The 18,527-nt window shown below is 68.9% G+C and carries 9 protein-coding genes; 8 read left to right on the forward strand and 1 reads right to left on the reverse strand.

Annotation, left to right across the window (positions count from 1 at the left end; all coding sequences use genetic code 11):
* Entirely contained in the window at window positions 1-3,072 is a 3,072-nt protein-coding gene (locus ACIBSW_RS25505; RefSeq protein WP_354724616.1) for a DEAD/DEAH box helicase, read from the reverse strand.
* 111 nt (window positions 3,073-3,183) lie between these two features.
* On the opposite strand from ACIBSW_RS25505, the gene mqnC reads away from it, so the two are divergent.
* From mqnC to ACIBSW_RS25545, 8 genes are all read left to right on the forward strand, one after another.
* Entirely contained in the window at window positions 3,184-4,425 is a 1,242-nt protein-coding gene (gene mqnC / locus ACIBSW_RS25510; protein ID WP_354724615.1) for a cyclic dehypoxanthinyl futalosine synthase, read from the forward strand.
* A 187-nt stretch (window positions 4,426-4,612) separates the two neighbouring features.
* Complete coding sequence (locus ACIBSW_RS25515) at window positions 4,613-8,119, forward strand: LamG-like jellyroll fold domain-containing protein (protein WP_354724613.1); 3,507 nt, start codon at window positions 4,613-4,615, stop codon at window positions 8,117-8,119.
* Window positions 8,119-14,529 carry an RHS repeat-associated core domain-containing protein gene (locus ACIBSW_RS25520; RefSeq protein WP_354724612.1) on the forward strand — a complete coding sequence of 2,137 codons (6,411 nt, stop codon included), beginning with the start codon at window positions 8,119-8,121 and terminating at the stop codon, window positions 14,527-14,529. Before ACIBSW_RS25515 ends, ACIBSW_RS25520 begins: the two co-directional genes overlap by 1 nt.
* Window positions 14,530-14,669: 140 nt before the next feature.
* Entirely contained in the window at window positions 14,670-15,305 is a 636-nt protein-coding gene (locus ACIBSW_RS25525) for a DUF4253 domain-containing protein (protein WP_354724610.1), read from the forward strand.
* 319 nt (window positions 15,306-15,624) lie between these two features.
* Window positions 15,625-16,320, forward strand: a complete 696-nt coding sequence (locus ACIBSW_RS25530; protein WP_354724608.1) for a demethylmenaquinone methyltransferase — start codon at window positions 15,625-15,627, stop codon at window positions 16,318-16,320.
* A gap of 51 nt (window positions 16,321-16,371) precedes the next feature.
* On the forward strand, window positions 16,372-16,689 hold the full coding sequence (locus ACIBSW_RS25535; protein WP_354724606.1) for a hypothetical protein: 318 nt from the start codon (window positions 16,372-16,374) through the stop codon (window positions 16,687-16,689).
* Between the two features lie 88 nt (window positions 16,690-16,777).
* The gene (locus tag ACIBSW_RS25540) at window positions 16,778-18,076 is read left to right on the forward strand and encodes a geranylgeranyl reductase family protein (protein ID WP_354724604.1); all 1,299 of its coding nucleotides are present in this window, start codon (window positions 16,778-16,780) and stop codon (window positions 18,074-18,076) included.
* A 78-nt stretch (window positions 18,077-18,154) separates the two neighbouring features.
* Entirely contained in the window at window positions 18,155-18,520 is a 366-nt protein-coding gene (locus ACIBSW_RS25545) for an NADH-quinone oxidoreductase subunit A (protein ID WP_023357563.1), read from the forward strand.
* The last annotated feature ends 7 nt before the right edge of the window (window positions 18,521-18,527 follow it).

An 18,527-nucleotide genomic window follows, 5' to 3' on the forward strand; every position in this document is an offset into this window, starting at 1 on the left:
TCAGCTCACCGCCGCGGTGTCGAGCGAGAAGAGCTCGCGCAGCTGGTCGGTGTCGAGGTCGGTCACCCAGTCCTCGCCGGTGCCGATCGTCGCGGACGCCAGGGCCTTCTTGCGCTCGATCATCGCGTCGATCTTCTCCTCGAGGGTGCCGGTGCAGATGAACTTGCGCACCTGCACGTTGCGCGACTGCCCGATCCGGTACGCGCGGTCGGTGGCCTGGTCCTCGACCGCGGGGTTCCACCAGCGGTCGACGTGGATGACGTGGTTGGCGGCCGTCAGGTTGAGGCCGGTGCCGGCCGCCTTGAGGGACAGCAGGAAGAGCAGCGGCTCGGTGTCGCTCTCGAAGCGCTCGACCAGTTCGTCGCGCCGGGCCTTGTTGAGCCCGCCGTGCAGCCACAGCACCGGGCGGTCGAGGTGTGCCGCCAGGTAGGGCTGGAGCATCGTGCCGAACTCCGCGTACTGGGTGAAGATCAGGGCCTTGTCGCCGTCCTCGATGATCTCCTCGGTCAGCTCCTCGAGCCGGGCCAGCTTGCCGGACCGGCCCGGCAGCCGGGAGCCGTCCTTGAGCAGGTGGGCGGGGTGGTTGCAGACCTGCTTGAGCTTGGTCATCGCGGCGATCACGTTGCCGCGCCGCTGGATGCCCTCGCTGTTCTCGATGACGGCCATCATGTCCTCGACCACGGCCTGGTAGAGCGTCGCCTGCTCGGCGGTGAGCGTGCACCAGACCTTCATCTCGTTCTTCTCCGGCAGGTCGGAGATGATCGACTTGTCGGTCTTGAGGCGGCGCAGCACGAACGGGCCGGTGGCGCGCTTGAGGGCGGCGGTCGCGTCGGCGTCGCCGCGCACCTCGATCGGCTCCTGGAACCGGCGCCGGAAGCGTTTGGCGGGACCGAGCAGGCCCGGGTTGCAGAACTCCATGATGGACCACAGCTCGGCGAGGTGGTTCTCGACGGGCGTGCCGGTCAGCGCGAGCCGGGTACGTGCCGGGATCGCCCGGACGGCCTGCGCCTGCCGGGTGCCGGCGTTCTTGATCGCCTGCGCCTCGTCGCACGCGATCCGTCCCCATTGGACCTCACGCAGCGCGTCGAGGTCGCGCAGCGCCGTGCCGTAGGTGGTGATGACCAGGTCGGACGCGGCGACCGCGGCGCGGAAGTCGTCCTCGCGCTTGCGGCCGCCGCCGTGATGGACGTGCACCCGCAGCGCGGGCGCGAAGCGGGCCGCCTCCTTCTGCCAGTTGCTGACCAGCGACATCGGACAGACGAGCAGGGTCGGCGCGACCTCGGCGCCGGGATCGGAGCGCTCGGCGAGCAGCAGCGACAGCGTCTGCGCCGTCTTGCCGAGGCCCATGTCGTCGGCCAGGATGCCACCCAGCCCGAGCCGCGCCAGGAAGTGCAGCCAGGACAGACCCCGCTCCTGGTACGGCCGCAGCGTGCCCTGGAAGCCCGGCGGCGTCGGCACCGGCGTGAGCCGCTCCGCGGCCCGGCCCGAGATCAGGTCGCCGAGCGCGCCGTCGGCGTCCACCTCGACGAGCGGCAGGTCCTCCTCGCCGCCGTCGACCACCTGCTGCAGCACCTCGGCCGCGGTGAGCTCGCCCTCGCGGCGCCGGCCGACGGCCTTCAGCGCGGCCTTGAGCTGGCGGTCGTCCAGCTCGACCCACTGACCGCGTACCCGGACCAGCGGCACCTTGAGGCGGGCCAGCTCGGCCAGCTCGTCGGCGCTGACCGTGCCGTCGCCGATCACCAGGTCGATGCGGAAGTCGACCAGCTGGTCGAGGCCGAAGCCGGAGTCGGCGGCGGCCTTGCCGGACGGGGTCTTGCCGCGGGTCCGGGTGGTCAGCTTCAGCCCGACCGCCTTGCGCCCCGCCCAGGCCGGCAGCTGCACGCCGAAGCCGGCCGCCTGCAGCAGGGGAGCGGATGTGCGGAGGAACCCGTGCGCCTCGCCGGTGCTCAGCGACATCCCCTCGGGCTGCGCGAGCAGCAGGGCCTCGTGCAGCGCCGGGAACAGCCGGACCGCGCGGCCCAGCCCGGCGAGCAGGGTCTCGTCGGGACGGGCCGGCAGGCCGGGTATCCGGGTGCCGGACCAGAGGCCGGCGGCGGGCAGGTAGAGGCTGGGGTCGTCGGCGGACTGCAGGGCGAAGTCCAGCGCCCAGTCGTCCTCGCCGACCGGCGGCTCGGCCAGCCGGAAGCTGACCCGGATCGGGCCGTTGGCCTCGTGCGCGGCCCGCAGCCAGGCGACCAGCGGCTTGGCGAGGGCGGCGACGTCGGCGGGCCGGGACTGCGGCAGCGCGGGGTCGGCGGCGGTGAGCGCGGCGATCCAGCGGTCGGGCAGGGGAGCCTTGGGTCCGGGTCGCATGCCGACCAGGAGCCGCTCGGGCAGCAGCGCCCGCGCGGCGGCGTCGACGAGCACCTCGACGGCGTCCCGCAGCGTCCGCCCGACCCCGGCGCCGCCCGACGCCTCCTGGTCCGCGGCGCCGCCGGTCGACGCCGCGCGGCAGACCGGCGGCAACGCGGTGGCGAAGTCCCGGTAGGAGGCGGCGTCGGCGCCGGTGAGCACCGGCCGCCAGCGCGCGGCCGGCACGCCCGACTCCGTCACCAGCTGCGGCAGCATCCGTCCGCGGCGGGCGAGGTCGCAGGCGTGCCCGGCCAGCACGCACAGGTAGCGCAGCGACGCCGCCGCGCTCCACGGCCCCTCGGGATCCGGATCGGCGAGCGCGCCCAGCGCGGCCAGCGCGCTCTCGGCGGGCAGGACCAGCGCCGGCGTCTCCCAGGCGCCGAGCCGGAGGCCCCGGCCCGGCACCTCGCTGCCGGTCTCGGGCGACGGGAGCGGGCCCTTCGCGGTGCCCGGCAGGTGCAGGGTCACCGCGGCGCCGGCCGCCTTGGCCAGGGCGTCGCGAAGCTCGTCCGACGAGCCGGTCAGCGCGGCGGTCAGCGCCTCGGCCGGCACGGCGAAGGGGTGCGGGCGGCGACGGGCCCGCGAGGAGGTGGTCAGCGGGAGCGCGGGATCCTCGGCCCAGAGGGCGAGCCGCCCGGGCGCGGCCTCACCGGCGATCCACACCCCATGCACTACGAGCACTGGCACTCCGATTTCCGATCGACCTGTCGAGGTTAACGATGTGACGCCTGGGGCGGGACCAGTGACCCGCGCCGCTGACGCCCGCGGCAGGCGGCACGTAGGCTTCGGGGCGTGACGGCGAATCAGGAGATCGACAGCATCCTGCAGCGCGGTGCCGACGGTGGGCGGATCTCGCCCGAGGAGGCGCTGCTGCTCTACACCGACGCGCCCTTCCACGCCCTCGGCGAGGCGGCGGACGCGGTCCGGCGCCGGCGCCACCCGGACGGGATCGTCACCTACCTGATCGACCGCAACATCAACTACACGAACGTGTGCGTCACGGCCTGCAAGTTCTGCGCCTTCTACCGGGCGCCGAAGCACGCCGAGGGCTGGTCGCACCCGATGGAGGAGATCCTGCACCGCTGCGCCGAGGCGGTCGACCTCGGCGCGACGCAGGTGATGCTCCAGGGCGGTCACCACCCCGATTACGGCGTGGAGTACTACGAGAACCTCTTCTCCTCGGTCAAGCAGGCCTACCCGCAGCTGATGATCCACTCGATCGGCCCGAGCGAGATCCTGCACATGGCGAAGGTCTCCGGCGTCTCGATCGAGGAGGCGGTGGTCCGGATCAAGGCGGCCGGCCTCGACTCCATCGCCGGCGCGGGCGCCGAGATGCTGCCGGACCGGCCGCGCAAGGCGATCGCCCCGCTCAAGGAGTCGGGCGCCCGCTGGCTCGAGGTCATGGCCGTCGCGCACCGCAACGGCCTGAGCTCCACCGCGACGATGATGATGGGCACCGGCGAGACCAACGCCGAGCGCATCGAGCACATCCGGATGATCCGCGAGGTGCAGGACCTGGCGGTGGCGAACGGCTACGTCGACTCGGCCGTCGAGGCCGACGGCGGCGTCGGCGGCTTCCGGGCGTTCATCCCGTGGACCTACCAGCCGGAGAACAACCACCTCAAGGGCCGCACCCAGGCGACGACCCTGGAGTACCTCCGCTTCATCGCGGTCTCGCGGCTGTTCTTCGACAACGTGGCGCACCTGCAGGCGTCGTGGCTGACCACCGGCAAGGACGTCGGCCAGCTCGCCCTGCACCTGGGCGTCGACGACCTCGGCTCGATCATGCTCGAGGAGAACGTGATCTCCTCCGCGGGCGCGCGGCACCGGTCGAACCTGCACGAGCTGATCTGGATGATCCGCACGGCGGGCCGCATCCCGGCGCAGCGCGACACGCTCTACCGGCACCTCGCGGTGCACGCGACCGAGGCCGACGACCCGACGGACGAGCGCGTCGTCTCGCACTTCTCGTCGATCGCGATCCCCGGCGGCGGCGCCGCCCGCACCGAGCTCCCGCTGGTTGACGTTAAGTAGCCGAATTCCGCCTCGATCGGCCGTTCGGTCGAGGCGAAGTTCGGCTGGTCGGCCACAAAGATCATCTTGACGGATCCAGAAGCCCCCGATGAGGGTAACCGGAACCGGTGCCAGGCCGCCCATAGCGGATGTAGCGGACGCGTAACGGGGCGGCACGCGAATACATTGACCAGTATCGTCGCGAGCCGTGATCCGGTTTGTTAAGCCTCGCCTCGCGTCCGCCGTCGTGTCGGCCCTTGTCGTCACCCTGATCCCCGCTCTCGCCGGGACCTCCACCGGCTCCCCAGCACAAGCCGCGCCGGCCACACCGGCAGCGGCCACCGACCCCGAGACGATCGCATCCCTCCAAGCCCGCGCCAGCGGGAAGTCGGTCGAGGTTGACGCGCTGGGTACCGAGTCGACCCGGGTGGTCGCAAACCCGGACGGCAGCTTCACCGCCGACGTCCACGTCGGGCCGAGCCGCTTCCGGGGTCCGGACGGCGCGTGGCGCGCGGTCGACCTTGCGCTGGAGAAGCGCGCCGACGGCACCGTCGCGCCGAAGGCGCACCCCCGCGGCCTCGTCCTGTCCGGCGCCGCCGGCCCGGGCGACCACGACCTCGCCCGGCTGGCCAGCGGTGCGTCCGCGCTGTCGCTGGGCTGGACCGGCACGCTGCCCGATCCGGTGCTCAGCGGTGAGAAGGCCACATACGCGGAGGTCCGGCCCGGCATTGACCTGGTCGTCGAGGTGACCCGTACCGGATTCGAGCAGTTCCTGGTGGTCAAGAACCGGGCGGCGGCCGCCGCGGTCAAGAACCTCACGATGCCTTGGCGCACGGACGGCATGACACCGGTCTCGACGCCGGACGGTGGCTTCAACCTGGAGGACGCGCAGGGCCGCTACGTGGGGCACGTTCCTGCGGCCGAGATGTGGGACTCGACCGTGGGCAGGAAGACCGGCGACCACATCCGGCGGGCGCCGGTGGGGATGGCGGTGCAGAAGGCCGCGCGAGCCTCCGCGCTGGCGCTCGCCCCGGAGCCCGACTTCCTCGAAAGCCCGGATACGAAGTACCCGGTCATCATCGACCCGTCCCCGACGCTGAAGCCCGGCTTCGACGCGTTCGTGCAGAACAGCTTCAACAGTGACCAATCCTCGGACAAGGAGCTCAAGCTGGGCTACGTCGAGGAGAACGGGACGTTCAAGGCTCGCTCCTTCCTGCGCTGGTCGACCTCCGCGTTCAAGGGCAAGCGGGTTACCGCGGCGACGATGTACCTCTGGAATCACTGGTCGTACTCCTGCAATGCCGCCAAGTGGCAGGTCTGGATCACCGGCGGCGTCGGCACCTCGACGAACTGGGACAGGCAGCCCGCCTGGGGCGGCGAAGGCAAGCCGGTCGTCGAGTCGACCATGACCAAGGGCTACGGCACCGGCAACTGCGGCGACGGCTGGGTCACCGCCAACGTCAAAAGCACCTTCACCTGGGCGGCCGAGAACAACGTGTCCACCCTTACGACGGGCATCCGGGCCACCCAGGCTGATGAGGACAACGGAAACCAGAGCACCTGGAAGAAGTTCTCCTCCGCCGAGGGCGCGAAAGACCCGTACGTCTCGATCACCTACAACTCGAAGCCGAACGCGCCCACCGATGTCACCATCGGCGGCAAGAGCTGTGAGCCCGGCGATCCGCAGGTCTTCGTCTCGCGGACGCCGTATTACCCGACCGTGCAGGCCAAGGTCTCCGACCCGGACGGCAGCGAGCGCACCCTGACCGGGAATTTCTACCTCGCCGAGAAGGGCACGGCCTACCCCACCTCACCAACCATGTCGGACACGGCGACCAACGGCACGTTCGCGTCCAAGGCGATCCGCAGTGACTTCGGCCTGAAGGAGAACGTCACCTACGTGCTACGGGCATCGACCGCCGATGGGCTGGACACCTCGGGCTGGTCGGCGACCTGCGAGTTCACGATCGACAGCGCCGGGCCCGCCAAGCCGCCCACGGTCGTCTCGAGCGAGTATCCGGAGTGCCTGCCGACCGTCTGCGACACCGCCGGCAGCGTGGGCGCCAGTGGAACCTTCATCTTCGGCGCGAACGGCGTCTCGGACGTGAAGAAGTTCCGCTATTGGTTCGACGGTCAGCCGAAGATCGAGACCGCGCTTGTGTCCGGCACCGACGTCCGGGTGCCTGTGCGCGTCGCCCCGCCGCCGTTGCCGAACGCCCTGCATATCGAGGACTTTGGGATCGGTGGTCAGCGCGTGCTGCACGTCGAGAGCGTCGACCAGGCCGGGCGCAGCAGCGCCGAGTACCGCAGCTTGGTGCAGCCGGACGAGGCGGTCGGCTACAACATGCTGGTCGGCACCGCGCAGAACGAGGTCGCGCGCTGGAGGATGGACGATCCGGCGGGCACCACGATGGTCGACTCCTCGGGCAACAACCGGGACCTGACCATCAGTGGCGGCGTGACGAAGACGAACCTGACCAAGGGCGACGGTGGCACCGCCTTCACCTTCGACGGGACCACCGGCCGCAGCACAGTGCCCGACTTCTTGGACATTATGGATAACCACACGGTCAGTGCCGATGTCCGGATAAGCAGCGACAAGAGCGTGAACCGAGTGATTTTCAGGCACAGTGTGCAACGCGGCAGCCGCCAGGCCTTCTTCTTCATTTTCTATGCCACCGGGTTCGACCGGTGGTGTGCGCAGCGTTCCGAGGTGACGCGTCCCGAGTTCCTGCCTGCCCCGACCTATACCTGGACCTCAGCGACCACCGTCTGCTCCGGCGTGCCGGTCCTGCCCTCAGTCTCGACCAACCTGACTGCGACGTTCGACGGCTCCCGCAGCACGCTCGACCTCTACGTCAACGGTGTGAAGGCCAGTGTGTCCAGCACTGCCCGCGCGGCGGTGCCGCTTCAGCCGTGGCCTTCCGAGGTGAGTCTCGGTGCCGGCTCCTGGAAGGGAGAGATCGACGATGTCCGGGTGTGGAGCCGCACGCTGCACCCCGAGGAGATCGCGGCCGGGGCCGTCACCGAGGCCGGCCGGTGGGAGCTCGACGGCAACGGCCTGGACATGTCGTCCATGCCGGCGCCCCGGGATCTCGAGGACCCGGCGATAAACGACGAGTGGTGGCTCGAGGTCGGCCACCTGGAGAGCGATCCGGGTTCCGCCCGCTTCGACGGCACCCGGTCGCTGGCCGCCGCCCCGTCGCCGATCCGCACGGACCAGTCGTTCACCGTCGCGAGCTGGGTGAATCTGTCGAAGATGCCGAACGGCAACCGGACAGTCGTGGCCCAGGACGGTGTCAACCGGTCCGGCTTCTACCTGGGCGTGCGCGGATTCGGCACCGCTGGGTTCAAGTGGTCCTTCTCTCTGATCGACGGCGACACCACCGCGTCCAGCCCGATGGTGCATGCGGAGGGGGCCTCGCCGCTGGTTGACGAAGACATCGGTTCCTGGGTGCACCTGGTCGGCGTCTACGACGCCGCGGCCGGTCAGATCCGCTTGTACGTCGACGGGGTACTGGCGAAGTCGATCGCCAGGCCGGCCCGCTGGAACGCCGCCGGCGCGCTCACCGTCGGCCGGTCCCGTTGGTACAACACCGCTCCCTACAACACCGACTTCCTGAGCGGGAGCGTCGACGCGACCCGCGTGTACGCCGGCGCCCTCACCCCGAGCCTCGTCGCCCGCCTTCACGACACCATGGATGGACAGCTCTGATGCGTACGACCACCCGTCGGCTGGCCGCAGGGCTGGTCGCTCTGCTTGCGGTGACCTTCGCCCCGGAAATCCCGGCGTACGCCGCAAAGCCGGATCAACCCAAGCAGTACAACCAGAAGATCCCTTCCGTTCCGGGCTCGCCGGCACGGCCGAAGTCGGTGATCTCGCCGAGGCTCAAGCAGTTCACGCCACCGAAGGTGGTCTGGCCGGCCGCGGCCGTCACGGAGGTCGAACTGGCCCCGGCGTCCGGGCCGGCGGTAAAGGCTGCGAACGCGGCCGGCACCCGGGCCGGGTCGATGCCGGTTTACCTCACGCCGGTGAAGCAGGCCACGAGCGGCACGGCCAAGACCGCGGCCGCCGAGCCGACCAAGGTCCGGGTCGAGATGCTGCCCCGGGACACGTCGATGAAGGCGGGTCACGAACTGGCCGTACGGCTGTCCGCATCCGGCGGTACGAATGCCGTCGATGTCCGCATCGACTACTCCACCTTTGCCGCGGCGTACGGGGCGAACTGGGCCGACCGGCTCCGCCTGGTTGAGGTTTCCGAGTGTGATCTCACCGCTGCGGCGAGATGCTCGGCCGAGCCGCTACCGACCGTCAACCGCGACTCGAGCGTCTCCGCCCCGGTGAGCCTGGTGGCCGGCGGGAGCACCGTCGTAGCGCTTGTGTCCGGTTCCTCGGGTAACTCAGGCGATTATGCGGCCACCTCGCTCTCCCCGTCGGCGGCCTGGTCCGTCGGCGGCGCGACCGGCGGGTTCACCTGGTCATACGCGATGCGGACGTCGCCCTCGCTGGGCGGTCCCGCGCCGGAGGTGAAGTTGGGCTACTCCTCGCAGGCCGTCGACGGCCGGATGGTGGCGACCAACAACCAGGCGTCCTGGGCCGGCGAGGGCTTCGACTACTCACCCGGCTTCATCGAGCGCCGGTACGTCTCCTGTAGTGACGACATGTCGGGTGAGCACAACAACACCGAAAAGGTGTACGACCAGTGCTGGAAGACCGACAACGCCACGATGGCGCTCAACGGCTTGGCTACCGAGCTGATCTACAACAGCAGCGAGAAGCGCTGGCACGGGCGCAACGAGAACGGCGCCCGGATCGAACGCAAGGTCGGTGCCGTCAACGGTGACGACGGTGAGGCCGCCAAGGATGGCAAGGAAGGCGACAAGGGTGAGTACTGGGTCGTCACGACGACCGACGGCACCAAGTACTACTTCGGGCTGAACCGCCTGCAGGGCTGGACCGCGGACAAGGCCGAGACCGGTTCCGTGCAGACGTCGCCGGTCTACGGCAACAATCCGGACGAGCCCTGCCGGGCGGCCACCTTCGCCGCCTCCGCCTGCAACCAGGCCTACCGGTGGAACCTCGACTACGTCGTCGACCAGCACGGCAACACCATGTCGATGTGGTACGGCAAGGACACCAACAAGTACGGCCGCATCAAGTCACAGACCGATCTCGCCACCTACGACCGCGACGGCTACCTCAAGCGCATCGAGTACGGCACTCACCAGCGCGACAAGGTCGGCGGCATCGCCACGGATACCGTCTACACCGCTACCAAGTCGCCGATGCAGGTCGTCTTCGTACCGGCGGACCGATGCTTCACCACCTGTACCGACCGGGCCAACTGGCAGGACACGCCGTACGACCAGGAGTGCGTCACCGGCAAACAATGTCTGAACTGGAGCCCGACGTTCTGGTCCACGAAGCGGCTGTCGACCGTCACCACGAAGGTCTGGAACCCGGCCGTCTCGGACTACCGGGAGGTGGAGCGCTGGACACTCACCCACCGCTTCCCCGACAACGGTGACGGCACCCCGGGCAGCCTCTGGCTGAGCGAACTGGCGCACGAGGGCCTGCTCGGCACCCGGGCCACCGTGCCGAACATCGTGTTCAACCCGGTGGCGATGGACAACCGGGTCGATACGTCACTGCAGAACGGCCTACGCCCGATGCGCAGGCCGCGAATCGACACGATCGTCACCGAGACCGGCGCGAAGATCGACGTCAACTACAAGCCGGTCGATTGCGTGGCCGGCTCGCTGCCCACCCCGGAGACGAACACCAAGAGGTGTTACCCGGTGCGCTGGGCGCCCGAGGATCTGGGCCAGGCACCCGGCACCGAGATCACCGACTGGTTCCACAAGTACGTGATCGACAACGTCATCGAGAACGACGCCACCAGCGGGCCCACCGGCAGCCCGCTGGCCACCACCACCAGTTTCGCCTACGAGGGCGGCGCCGCCTGGCGGTACGCGGACGACGACGGCTTGACGAAGAGCAACCGCCGCACCTGGAACCAGTTCCGGGGTTACGAACGGGTCCGTACGACCATCGGTGATGCCGGTGAGCAGAACATGAGCGAGAGCCGCTACTTCCGGGGCATGCACGGCGACCGCAAGGACAAGAACGGCGGCACCAAGGTCGCCCAGATCACCGACTCGAAGGGTGTCGCAACCCTCGACGACCTCGACGAGTACGCGGGGATGCGGCGGGAGAGCATCACCTACAACGGCCCCGGCAAGCCGATCTCGGGTGAGCTCGAGTGGCCGAAGCGCGGCGAGCCGACCGCCACGCGCACCCTCGAGGGTCAGACCGTCCATGCCCGATTCGTCGGCACCGGAGAGACCCGTTCCTGGGCCGCGTTGGACGGTGGGCGCCCCGATCGATGGACGCGGTCGGTTCAGGAGTTCGACGACCTCGGCATGGTGGTTCGATCGACCGACCATGGCGACACGGGCGCCTCGGGCGACGAGGAGTGCACGCTCACCGACTATGCCCGCAACACGACGGCGGCCTGGCTGGTGTCATATCCGTCCCGGAAACGGCAAATCGCCCTGACCTGTGACGAGGCGACCCAGTCCGGACGGGTGCTCACCGAGGCGGATGTCATCGGTGACGTGCGTACGTACTTCGACGACGAGGGTTGGGGCGTCGCGCCGACGCGCGGTGAGACCACCAAGGTCGAGGAGCTGAAGGCCTGGCGCAACAACGCCCCCGAGTACCTGACGACCAAGACCGCGGTTTACGACGACTACGGCCGCGTGACCGACCTGTATGACGTCGCAGGCCGCCGCACCCGGACCGCGTACACCCCGACCGTCGGCGGTCCCCTCAGCAAGGTCGTGGTGACCAACCCGATGGGATGGACCGACACGACCGAGTCCGACCCGATGGGTAACGCCACCCGGATCCAGGATGCCAACGACCGGGTGACGACCAAGAAGTACGACGGATTGGGCCGCCTCACCGATGTCTGGCTGCCGGGCCGGAGCACCGGCTCAACGCCGAACTACGCGCACGCCTATGGCATCAACAACACCTCGGCGAGCTGGGTTGAGACCAAGACACTGAACCCGGCCGGGGCGCAGGTGCCGATGGTCGAGTTCTACGACGCTCTGCTGCGGGTGCGGCAGCGGCAGTACGGTTCGGCGACCGGGATCGGCCGGATCGTGTCGGACACCTTCTACGATTCGGCCGGCCGGCAATACCTGACCTGGGGGCCGTACCACGAGGAGACCAAGGCCGTCGAACGCACCCTGTGGGTTCCGGAGGACGCAAGCGAAAAGATCGACATCTGGAACCGCAAGTTCTACGACGCGGCCGGCCGGGTCAGCCAGGACGTGCAGTTCAGCCGGCTGACCGAGACGTGGCGCACATCCACGACGTACGCGGGTGACCGGACTACGATCGTCCCGCCGTTGGGTGGCACGGCGACCGCGACGGTCACCGACGCGTCCGGCCGTACCTCGGAGCTGTGGCAGTACAAGTCACGGGACCTCGTCGGAGGCTACGACCGCACCGTCTACTCATACGACCGCAAGGGCAAGCAGACCAAGGTCCGCAACCAGGCGGGTACCGAGTGGAGGTTCGGCTGGGACGTGCGGGGCAGGCAGACCTCCGCGGCGGACCCGGACAAGGGTGAGTCGCACACAACCTACGACGATGAGAGTCGTGTTGTCACGACGACAGATGGTCGCGAACGTACCCTGACCCACACCTACGTGGACCCGTTGGGCCGCAGGACCGGGCTCTACGACGGTACCGAGATCACCCCGGCCAAGCAGTTGGCAGCCTGGGCCTACGACGAGGTGCTCGACACAGCTGGCCAGAGCATCTCGCGGGGCATGCAGACGTCCAGCACCCGCTACGTCGGCGGTGCCGCCGGCGGCGCTGCCTATCGCAAGGCGACGACCGCATTGGACAGTGCGGGCCGGGCCAGCAAGTCGACCGTGACGATCCCCTCGGCCGCCACCGGCCTGGCGGGCACCTACGAGTACCAGTCGACCTTCAAGGCCGACGGTTCGCTGGCGACCACCCGGTTGCCCGCCATCGGCGGGAGCGGCGGCCTGGGGACGGAGACGCTGACGTACGGCTACCAGGCCACCGGACTGGGCACCACCCTGGCCACGACGCTGGGCTCGAGCTACGTGGTCTCGACCGGTTACACCGAGTACGGCGAGACCGGGCTGATGACGCTGCGCAACGCCAGCGGCCGGACGGCCCAGGTCGGCAGGTATTACGAGTCGAAGACCCGGAGGCTGAACCGGATCTGGACCACGCGGGAACAGAACCCAGCCAGCGTCTCGGACCTGTACTTCGGCTACGACGACATGGGCAACGTGATCTCGGCAAAGGAGTCGTCGACCACCGCCGGTGCCGAGAACCAGTGTTTCTCGTATGACTACCTCGCCCGCCTGGCCGAGGCCTGGACGCCGACCAACCCGGATTGCAAGATTGCCCCGTCGACCTCGACCGAGCTCGCCGGCCCGGCGCCGTACTGGACATCCTGGCGTTTCGACACGGCGGGAAACCGGACGGCGCAGATCGAGCACCGGACGGCGGCCGGGGAGCGGACCACCACGTACACCTATCCGGTGCAGACCGCCGCGCGGCCGCACGCGATGACCGGTACGACGACTACCGACAACACCGGCACAAAGACGGCGGCCTACGGCTACGACAACTCGGGCAACACCATCACCCGCCCGGCGGCCACCGGGACTCAGACCCTGGGCTGGAACGCCGAGGGACGCATGGAGAGCAGCACCGACAGCACGGGGATCACCACCTACCTTTACGACGCGGACGGTGGCCGGCTGATCCGCAAGGATCCGAGCGGCACGACGCTCTACCTGCCCGGCCAGGAACTGCGGGTGAACCCGCAGGGGCAGCGGCTCGGTTGCACCCGCTACTACCAGCACGCGGGTACCTCGGTCGCGATGCGGACTCTGGCCGGTGTCACCTGGCTGGCCGGTGACCATCAGGGCACGTCGAACATCGCCATCGACGCGGTGTCGCAGGCGTTCTCGCTGCGGCGGCAGGACCCGTACGGCAACGCGCGGGGTGCGGTGACCGGCACGGCGTGGCCGAGCGCGATGGACAAGGGCCTGGTCGGCGGCACCAAGGACGACTCCGGCCTCACCCACCTGGGCGCCCGGATGTACGACCCGGCGATCGGCCGGTTCGTCTCGGTCGACCCGATCGTCGACTTCAGCGATCCGCAGCAGATCCAGGGCTACTCGTACGCGAACAACAGCCCGGTGACCAAGAGTGACCCGAGCGGCCTGATGCCCACGGTCGGCGACGGCGAACCGTGTACGCCGAAGAGCTGCGGCAACAATTTCCGCAAGGGCAGTAGTCCGCAGGAAGGGGAGAAGAAAAACAACCCTTACAAGAGCGACTATGACGAGCGCCAGGCGACCGGCAACCCCGCCGAGGCGGAACGGATCCGGGCCCTGCGGAAGCGACAGATCATGAAGGGTAGGTTCGGCATCCTGGTCGCACTGATGGAGAGGGCAGACGCGGCAAACGACGCCGCGGAAAGGAACACCCTGGGAAGCGAGCAGCAGACGGGCTTGGGGAAAGGGGTCAAGGAGATCCTGGAACACTTCCAGGAAAACACGCTGGTGGAGGCCTGGATCGACGCGGCGCTGGCGCGGATCGACGAGTCCCGGCACGACAGCAAGCACAAAAACAGGGGGAGCGTCGCCTTCGACGACGATGAGTTCATCATCGCTTTCCAACTCGCGGATACGGGACGGATCGTGGAGTCGCGGGACGAGAGTTTGAAAACCGTCGGTAATCCTGACGATAATGTGTTCGACGCCTACGTCGATGACGTCCGGTCGGAGTTCAAGAGCACCAATTCGAACAGCAAGAATACGCTCAGAAACATCTACAGCTCGGCGAACAAACAACACGCCACCCGCCTCTACCTCTACACTGGCGAGGACACGGAGGCAGAGACTGTGAAGCGAGTGCACGGGGACTTCTACCGGATGTCCGCAAACAGGGACGTGCAGTCGCTGCGGGAGGTCCAGATCATGGGCGAGGTGTCGGCGCCGCTGCAGGCGATCAACGAGGACCTCGATTGCGAGGGTTGGGACTGGGTGCTCGGTTGTTAGCCGGCTACGGGCTCACGGAGGTCAGGGAGTCGTCGACGGCGGGTGGGGTACGGCTGCTCAGCGCGGCCCTACCCCCGCAGGACCACGACCATGTGTGGCGCGCGCTACGGGCGGACCATGGTCGGACGGGAATGTGGCCGGTGCTGAGTTGGTCGGCCCGAGAGGCGTACCGGACCACCTACGACTACTCGGTGGAGGCGCAGGGCGTCGACGCGCTCCGGCAGGTTCGAGCACTGGATCCGGCCGAGCGGGTCGCGGTGCTGACCCGGTCCCGGTGGGAGGACGAGCTCAGCGATCTCGACCCGGCACTTCGGGCGGAGGCCTGGGCGGAGACCTACGACGTGATCTCCCTGGCCCGCCGGCTGACGCCGGTCACGGCACCGCCGCCCGGTCGCCGTCGGGAGACCTCGGCTTACCCGCCGGACGAGGTGCTGTTGGTGCCCGCCGAGTCGGGCTACGAGGTGCCAATCCTGGTACCCGGCCTGATCGAGCCCGCCAACTGGTTCGGCGGACCTACCCACCCGAAACTGGAGCCGGCCGACCACTTCGCGGTGCTGCGGCTGTGGCACGAGCGGCACGGCGCCGATCTCTACTTCGCCAATGGTTCGAAGCTCGAAGTCGCGGTGACCCGGCCGCCGGTCGAACCGGACGAGGTTGCCCGGTGCGCGGTGGAGCAGCTCGTCTACTGTGGCGATCTTGGGCAGCTGGTCGGCGATTCCATCGACGTCGCGCGCAAGCAGGTGCCGGCCGATCACTGGTCTTTCTGGTGGGACTGAGCCGACCCCGGACTGAGGGGTGTCGATGGGCCGTATGACCGTCCGGATCGGCCGATCGGTCAGGTGAGGCTCGGCGGAGCGTGCAGGGGAGGATTGCTCCTCGGTAACGAGCTGCGCGTGTCCCTGGCCAGGCGTGTTTGCGCTGTTACGTTGCCTGCGTAACACCGCAACTCTGAAGCGTCGCCACGACTCATGACCGTCGGCGGCGGGGTCGGACCCGACCGATGGCGGTCGTATATATAACGCACAAAGGCGCGGGCGGGATGGGTATCCATCCCGCCCGCTCTGCGTGCGCCCGGATGGGGCAGAGTAGGCAGGCGTGACGCGCGCAGACCTGGACAAGCAGCCGCACGAGGTCGCCGAGATGTTCGACGGCGTGGCCGAGCGGTACGACCTGACCAACACGGTGCTCTCCTTCGGGCAGGACCGCGGCTGGCGCCGGGCCACCCGGGCGGCGCTGGCGCTGCGGCCGGGCGAGCGGGTCCTCGACGTCGGCGCGGGCACCGGGGTCTCGACCGAGGAGCTGCGCCGCTCGGGAGCCTTCGCCGTCGGCGCCGACCTGTCGACCGGGATGCTCCGGGCGGGCCGGCGCAGCGGACGGGACGTGCCGCTGGTCGCCGGCGACGCGCTCCGGCTGCCGTTCCCCGACGAGGCGTTCGACGCGGTGACGATCTCCTTCGCCCTGCGCAACGTCGTCGACACCCCGGCGGCGCTGCGCGAGCTCGCCCGGGTGACCCGGCCGGGCGGCCGCCTGGTGGTGTGCGAGTTCAGCCACCCGACCGGCGCGGCGTTCCGGAAGGTCTACCTGTCCTATCTGATGCGCAGCCTGCCGGCGGTGGCGCGCGGCGTCTCGAGCAACCCCGACGCGTACGTCTATCTGGCCGAGTCGATCCGCGCCTGGCCGGACCAGCGGGGGCTGGCCGACCGCATCGCCGCGGCGGGCCCGTGGTCGCGGGTCGGCTGGCGCAACCTGACCGGCGGCATCGTCGCCCTGCACCGGGCCACGAAGAGCTGAAAAAAGGCGTTTGCCCGATTCTCTCCGGTGGAGACTGTTTAGCTCGGACGTATGACGACAATCGACAATCTTGTCGACGACTCCGACATCGTCGATTCCGATATCGACGTTCCCATCGACGACCGGGACCAGGGCGAGCGCCGGGCGCAGGAGCTGGCGCATCGTATCCGGACGGTGGCCCTCGTGGATCCGGAACAGGCACAACGGCTGGTGGATGAGCTGATCGTCCGGCTTGACGTCGCGTTGGGCGGTACATTTTCGGAGCACTTGGACGGAGCCGCCCGCGAGGCCGCGGAGCGGGTAATCCTGAAGAGCAGGAACGGCCACGAAGCGGCCACTTCACCGCCTAGAACAGTTAGGGTTGCCTAACCCCTATTCGCTTCAATGGCCGTCTTAGACTCCGGACTGGGCTAGCTTGTGAACTGTTTCACGAGCCTGCGCTTGACGGAGGTGAGCCGTGAACGACCTCGCTTACACAGGAGGAACCGTCGCCGACGAGGCCGACGTGATCGTGGTAGGGGCCGGGCCGGGTGGTTCCGCCGCCGCTTACCACATGGCGCGGCACGGCCTGCGTGTCCTGCTGCTGGAGAAGACCGAGTTCCCGCGCGAGAAAGTCTGCGGTGACGGCCTCACTCCACGTGCGACCCGCCAGCTCATCCGGATGGGTGTGGACACCTCCGAGAAGGCCGGCTGGCTCCACAATCGTGGGCTGCGGGTCATCGGCGGCGGCGTGCGCCTCGAGCTGGACTGGCCCGAGCTGGCCAGCTTCCCCGACTACGGTCTCGTGCGCACCCGCCTCGACTTCGACGACATGCTGGCCAAGCGCGCGGTGGAAGCCGGCGCGCTGCTGCGTACCGGGGTCAACGTGACCGGTCCCGTGCTCGACGCGGACGGCTACGCGATCGGAGTGCAGGCCAAGGTCGGCCCCGGTAAGGAGCCCGTCCAGTATCTCGCGCCGCTGGTCGTCGCGGCGGACGGCGTGTCCGGCAAGCTGCCGCTGGCCATGGGGCTCGCCAAGCGCGACGACCGGCCGATCGGCGTCGCCGTGCGGCGTTACTACCACTCGCCGTCGCGGACCGACGACGACTACCTGGAGTCCTGGCTGGAGCTGCGCAGCGCGCAGGACCGCGACCGGCTGCTGCCCGGCTACGGCTGGATCTTCGGCCTCGGCGACGGCCGGGTGAACGTCGGCCTCGGCATCCTCAACTCCTCGAGCGCCTTCGGCAAGACCAACTACCGGGCGATGCTCACCGACTGGCTCAACACCACGCCGGCCGACTGGGGCATGCGCGGCGAGGACAACGCGGACGGCCCGATCCTCGGCGCCGCGCTGCCGATGGGCTTCAACCGGGTGCCGCACTACACGCGGGGCATGATGCTCGTCGGGGACTCCGGCGGCATGGTCAACCCGATGAACGGCGAGGGCATCGCGTACGCGATGGAGTCTGGCGAACTGGCCGCGGAGGTCGCCGTCCAGGCGCTCGCCCGCCCGGCCGGCGCCGACCGCGAGCGCGCGCTGAGCGCTTACCCGGCGGAGTTGAAGAATCGATTCGGCGGGTACTACCGGCTCGGTGGGGTCTTCGTGAAGCTCATCGGCAACCCGCAGATCATGCGGATCGCCACCCGGCACGGCATGCCGCACCCGACGCTGATGCGCTTCGTGCTCAAGCTCCTGGCCAACCTGACGGATCCGCGGGACGGAGACGCCATGGACCGAATCATCAACGGTTTGACGAAGGTCGCACCTGCGGTATGAAAACCAGCCCACCCCGGTCGGGGCCACGCGAAACCGGATTAATAGTGTGAAGCGGCTAACAGTCGAGCAGGAGACGGCATGACGCTCAATCCTTACGTACCGATCGTCGGTCTGCTGATCCTCGGTGCGCTCTTTGCATTGTTCTCGGTGTCGATCGCGCCCATCGTGGGCCCCAAGCGGTACAACCGCGCCAAGCTCGAGGCCTACGAGTGCGGCATCGAGCCGGCACCCCAGCCGATCGGCGGTGGCCGCTTCCCGGTCAAGTTCTACCTGACCGCGATGCTCTTCATCATCTTCGACATCGAGACCATCTTCCTCTACCCGTGGGCGGTGTCCTTCGAGGCGCTCGGCCTGTTCGGCTTCGTCGAGATGGTCCTGTTCATCGTCACCGTCTTCATCGCCTACACCTACGTGTGGCGACGCGGCGGACTCAACTGGGACTGAGAGGGGG

This window comes from Actinoplanes sp. NPDC049668 (assembly GCF_044465445.1).
GTDB lineage: Bacteria > Actinomycetota > Actinomycetes > Mycobacteriales > Micromonosporaceae > Actinoplanes.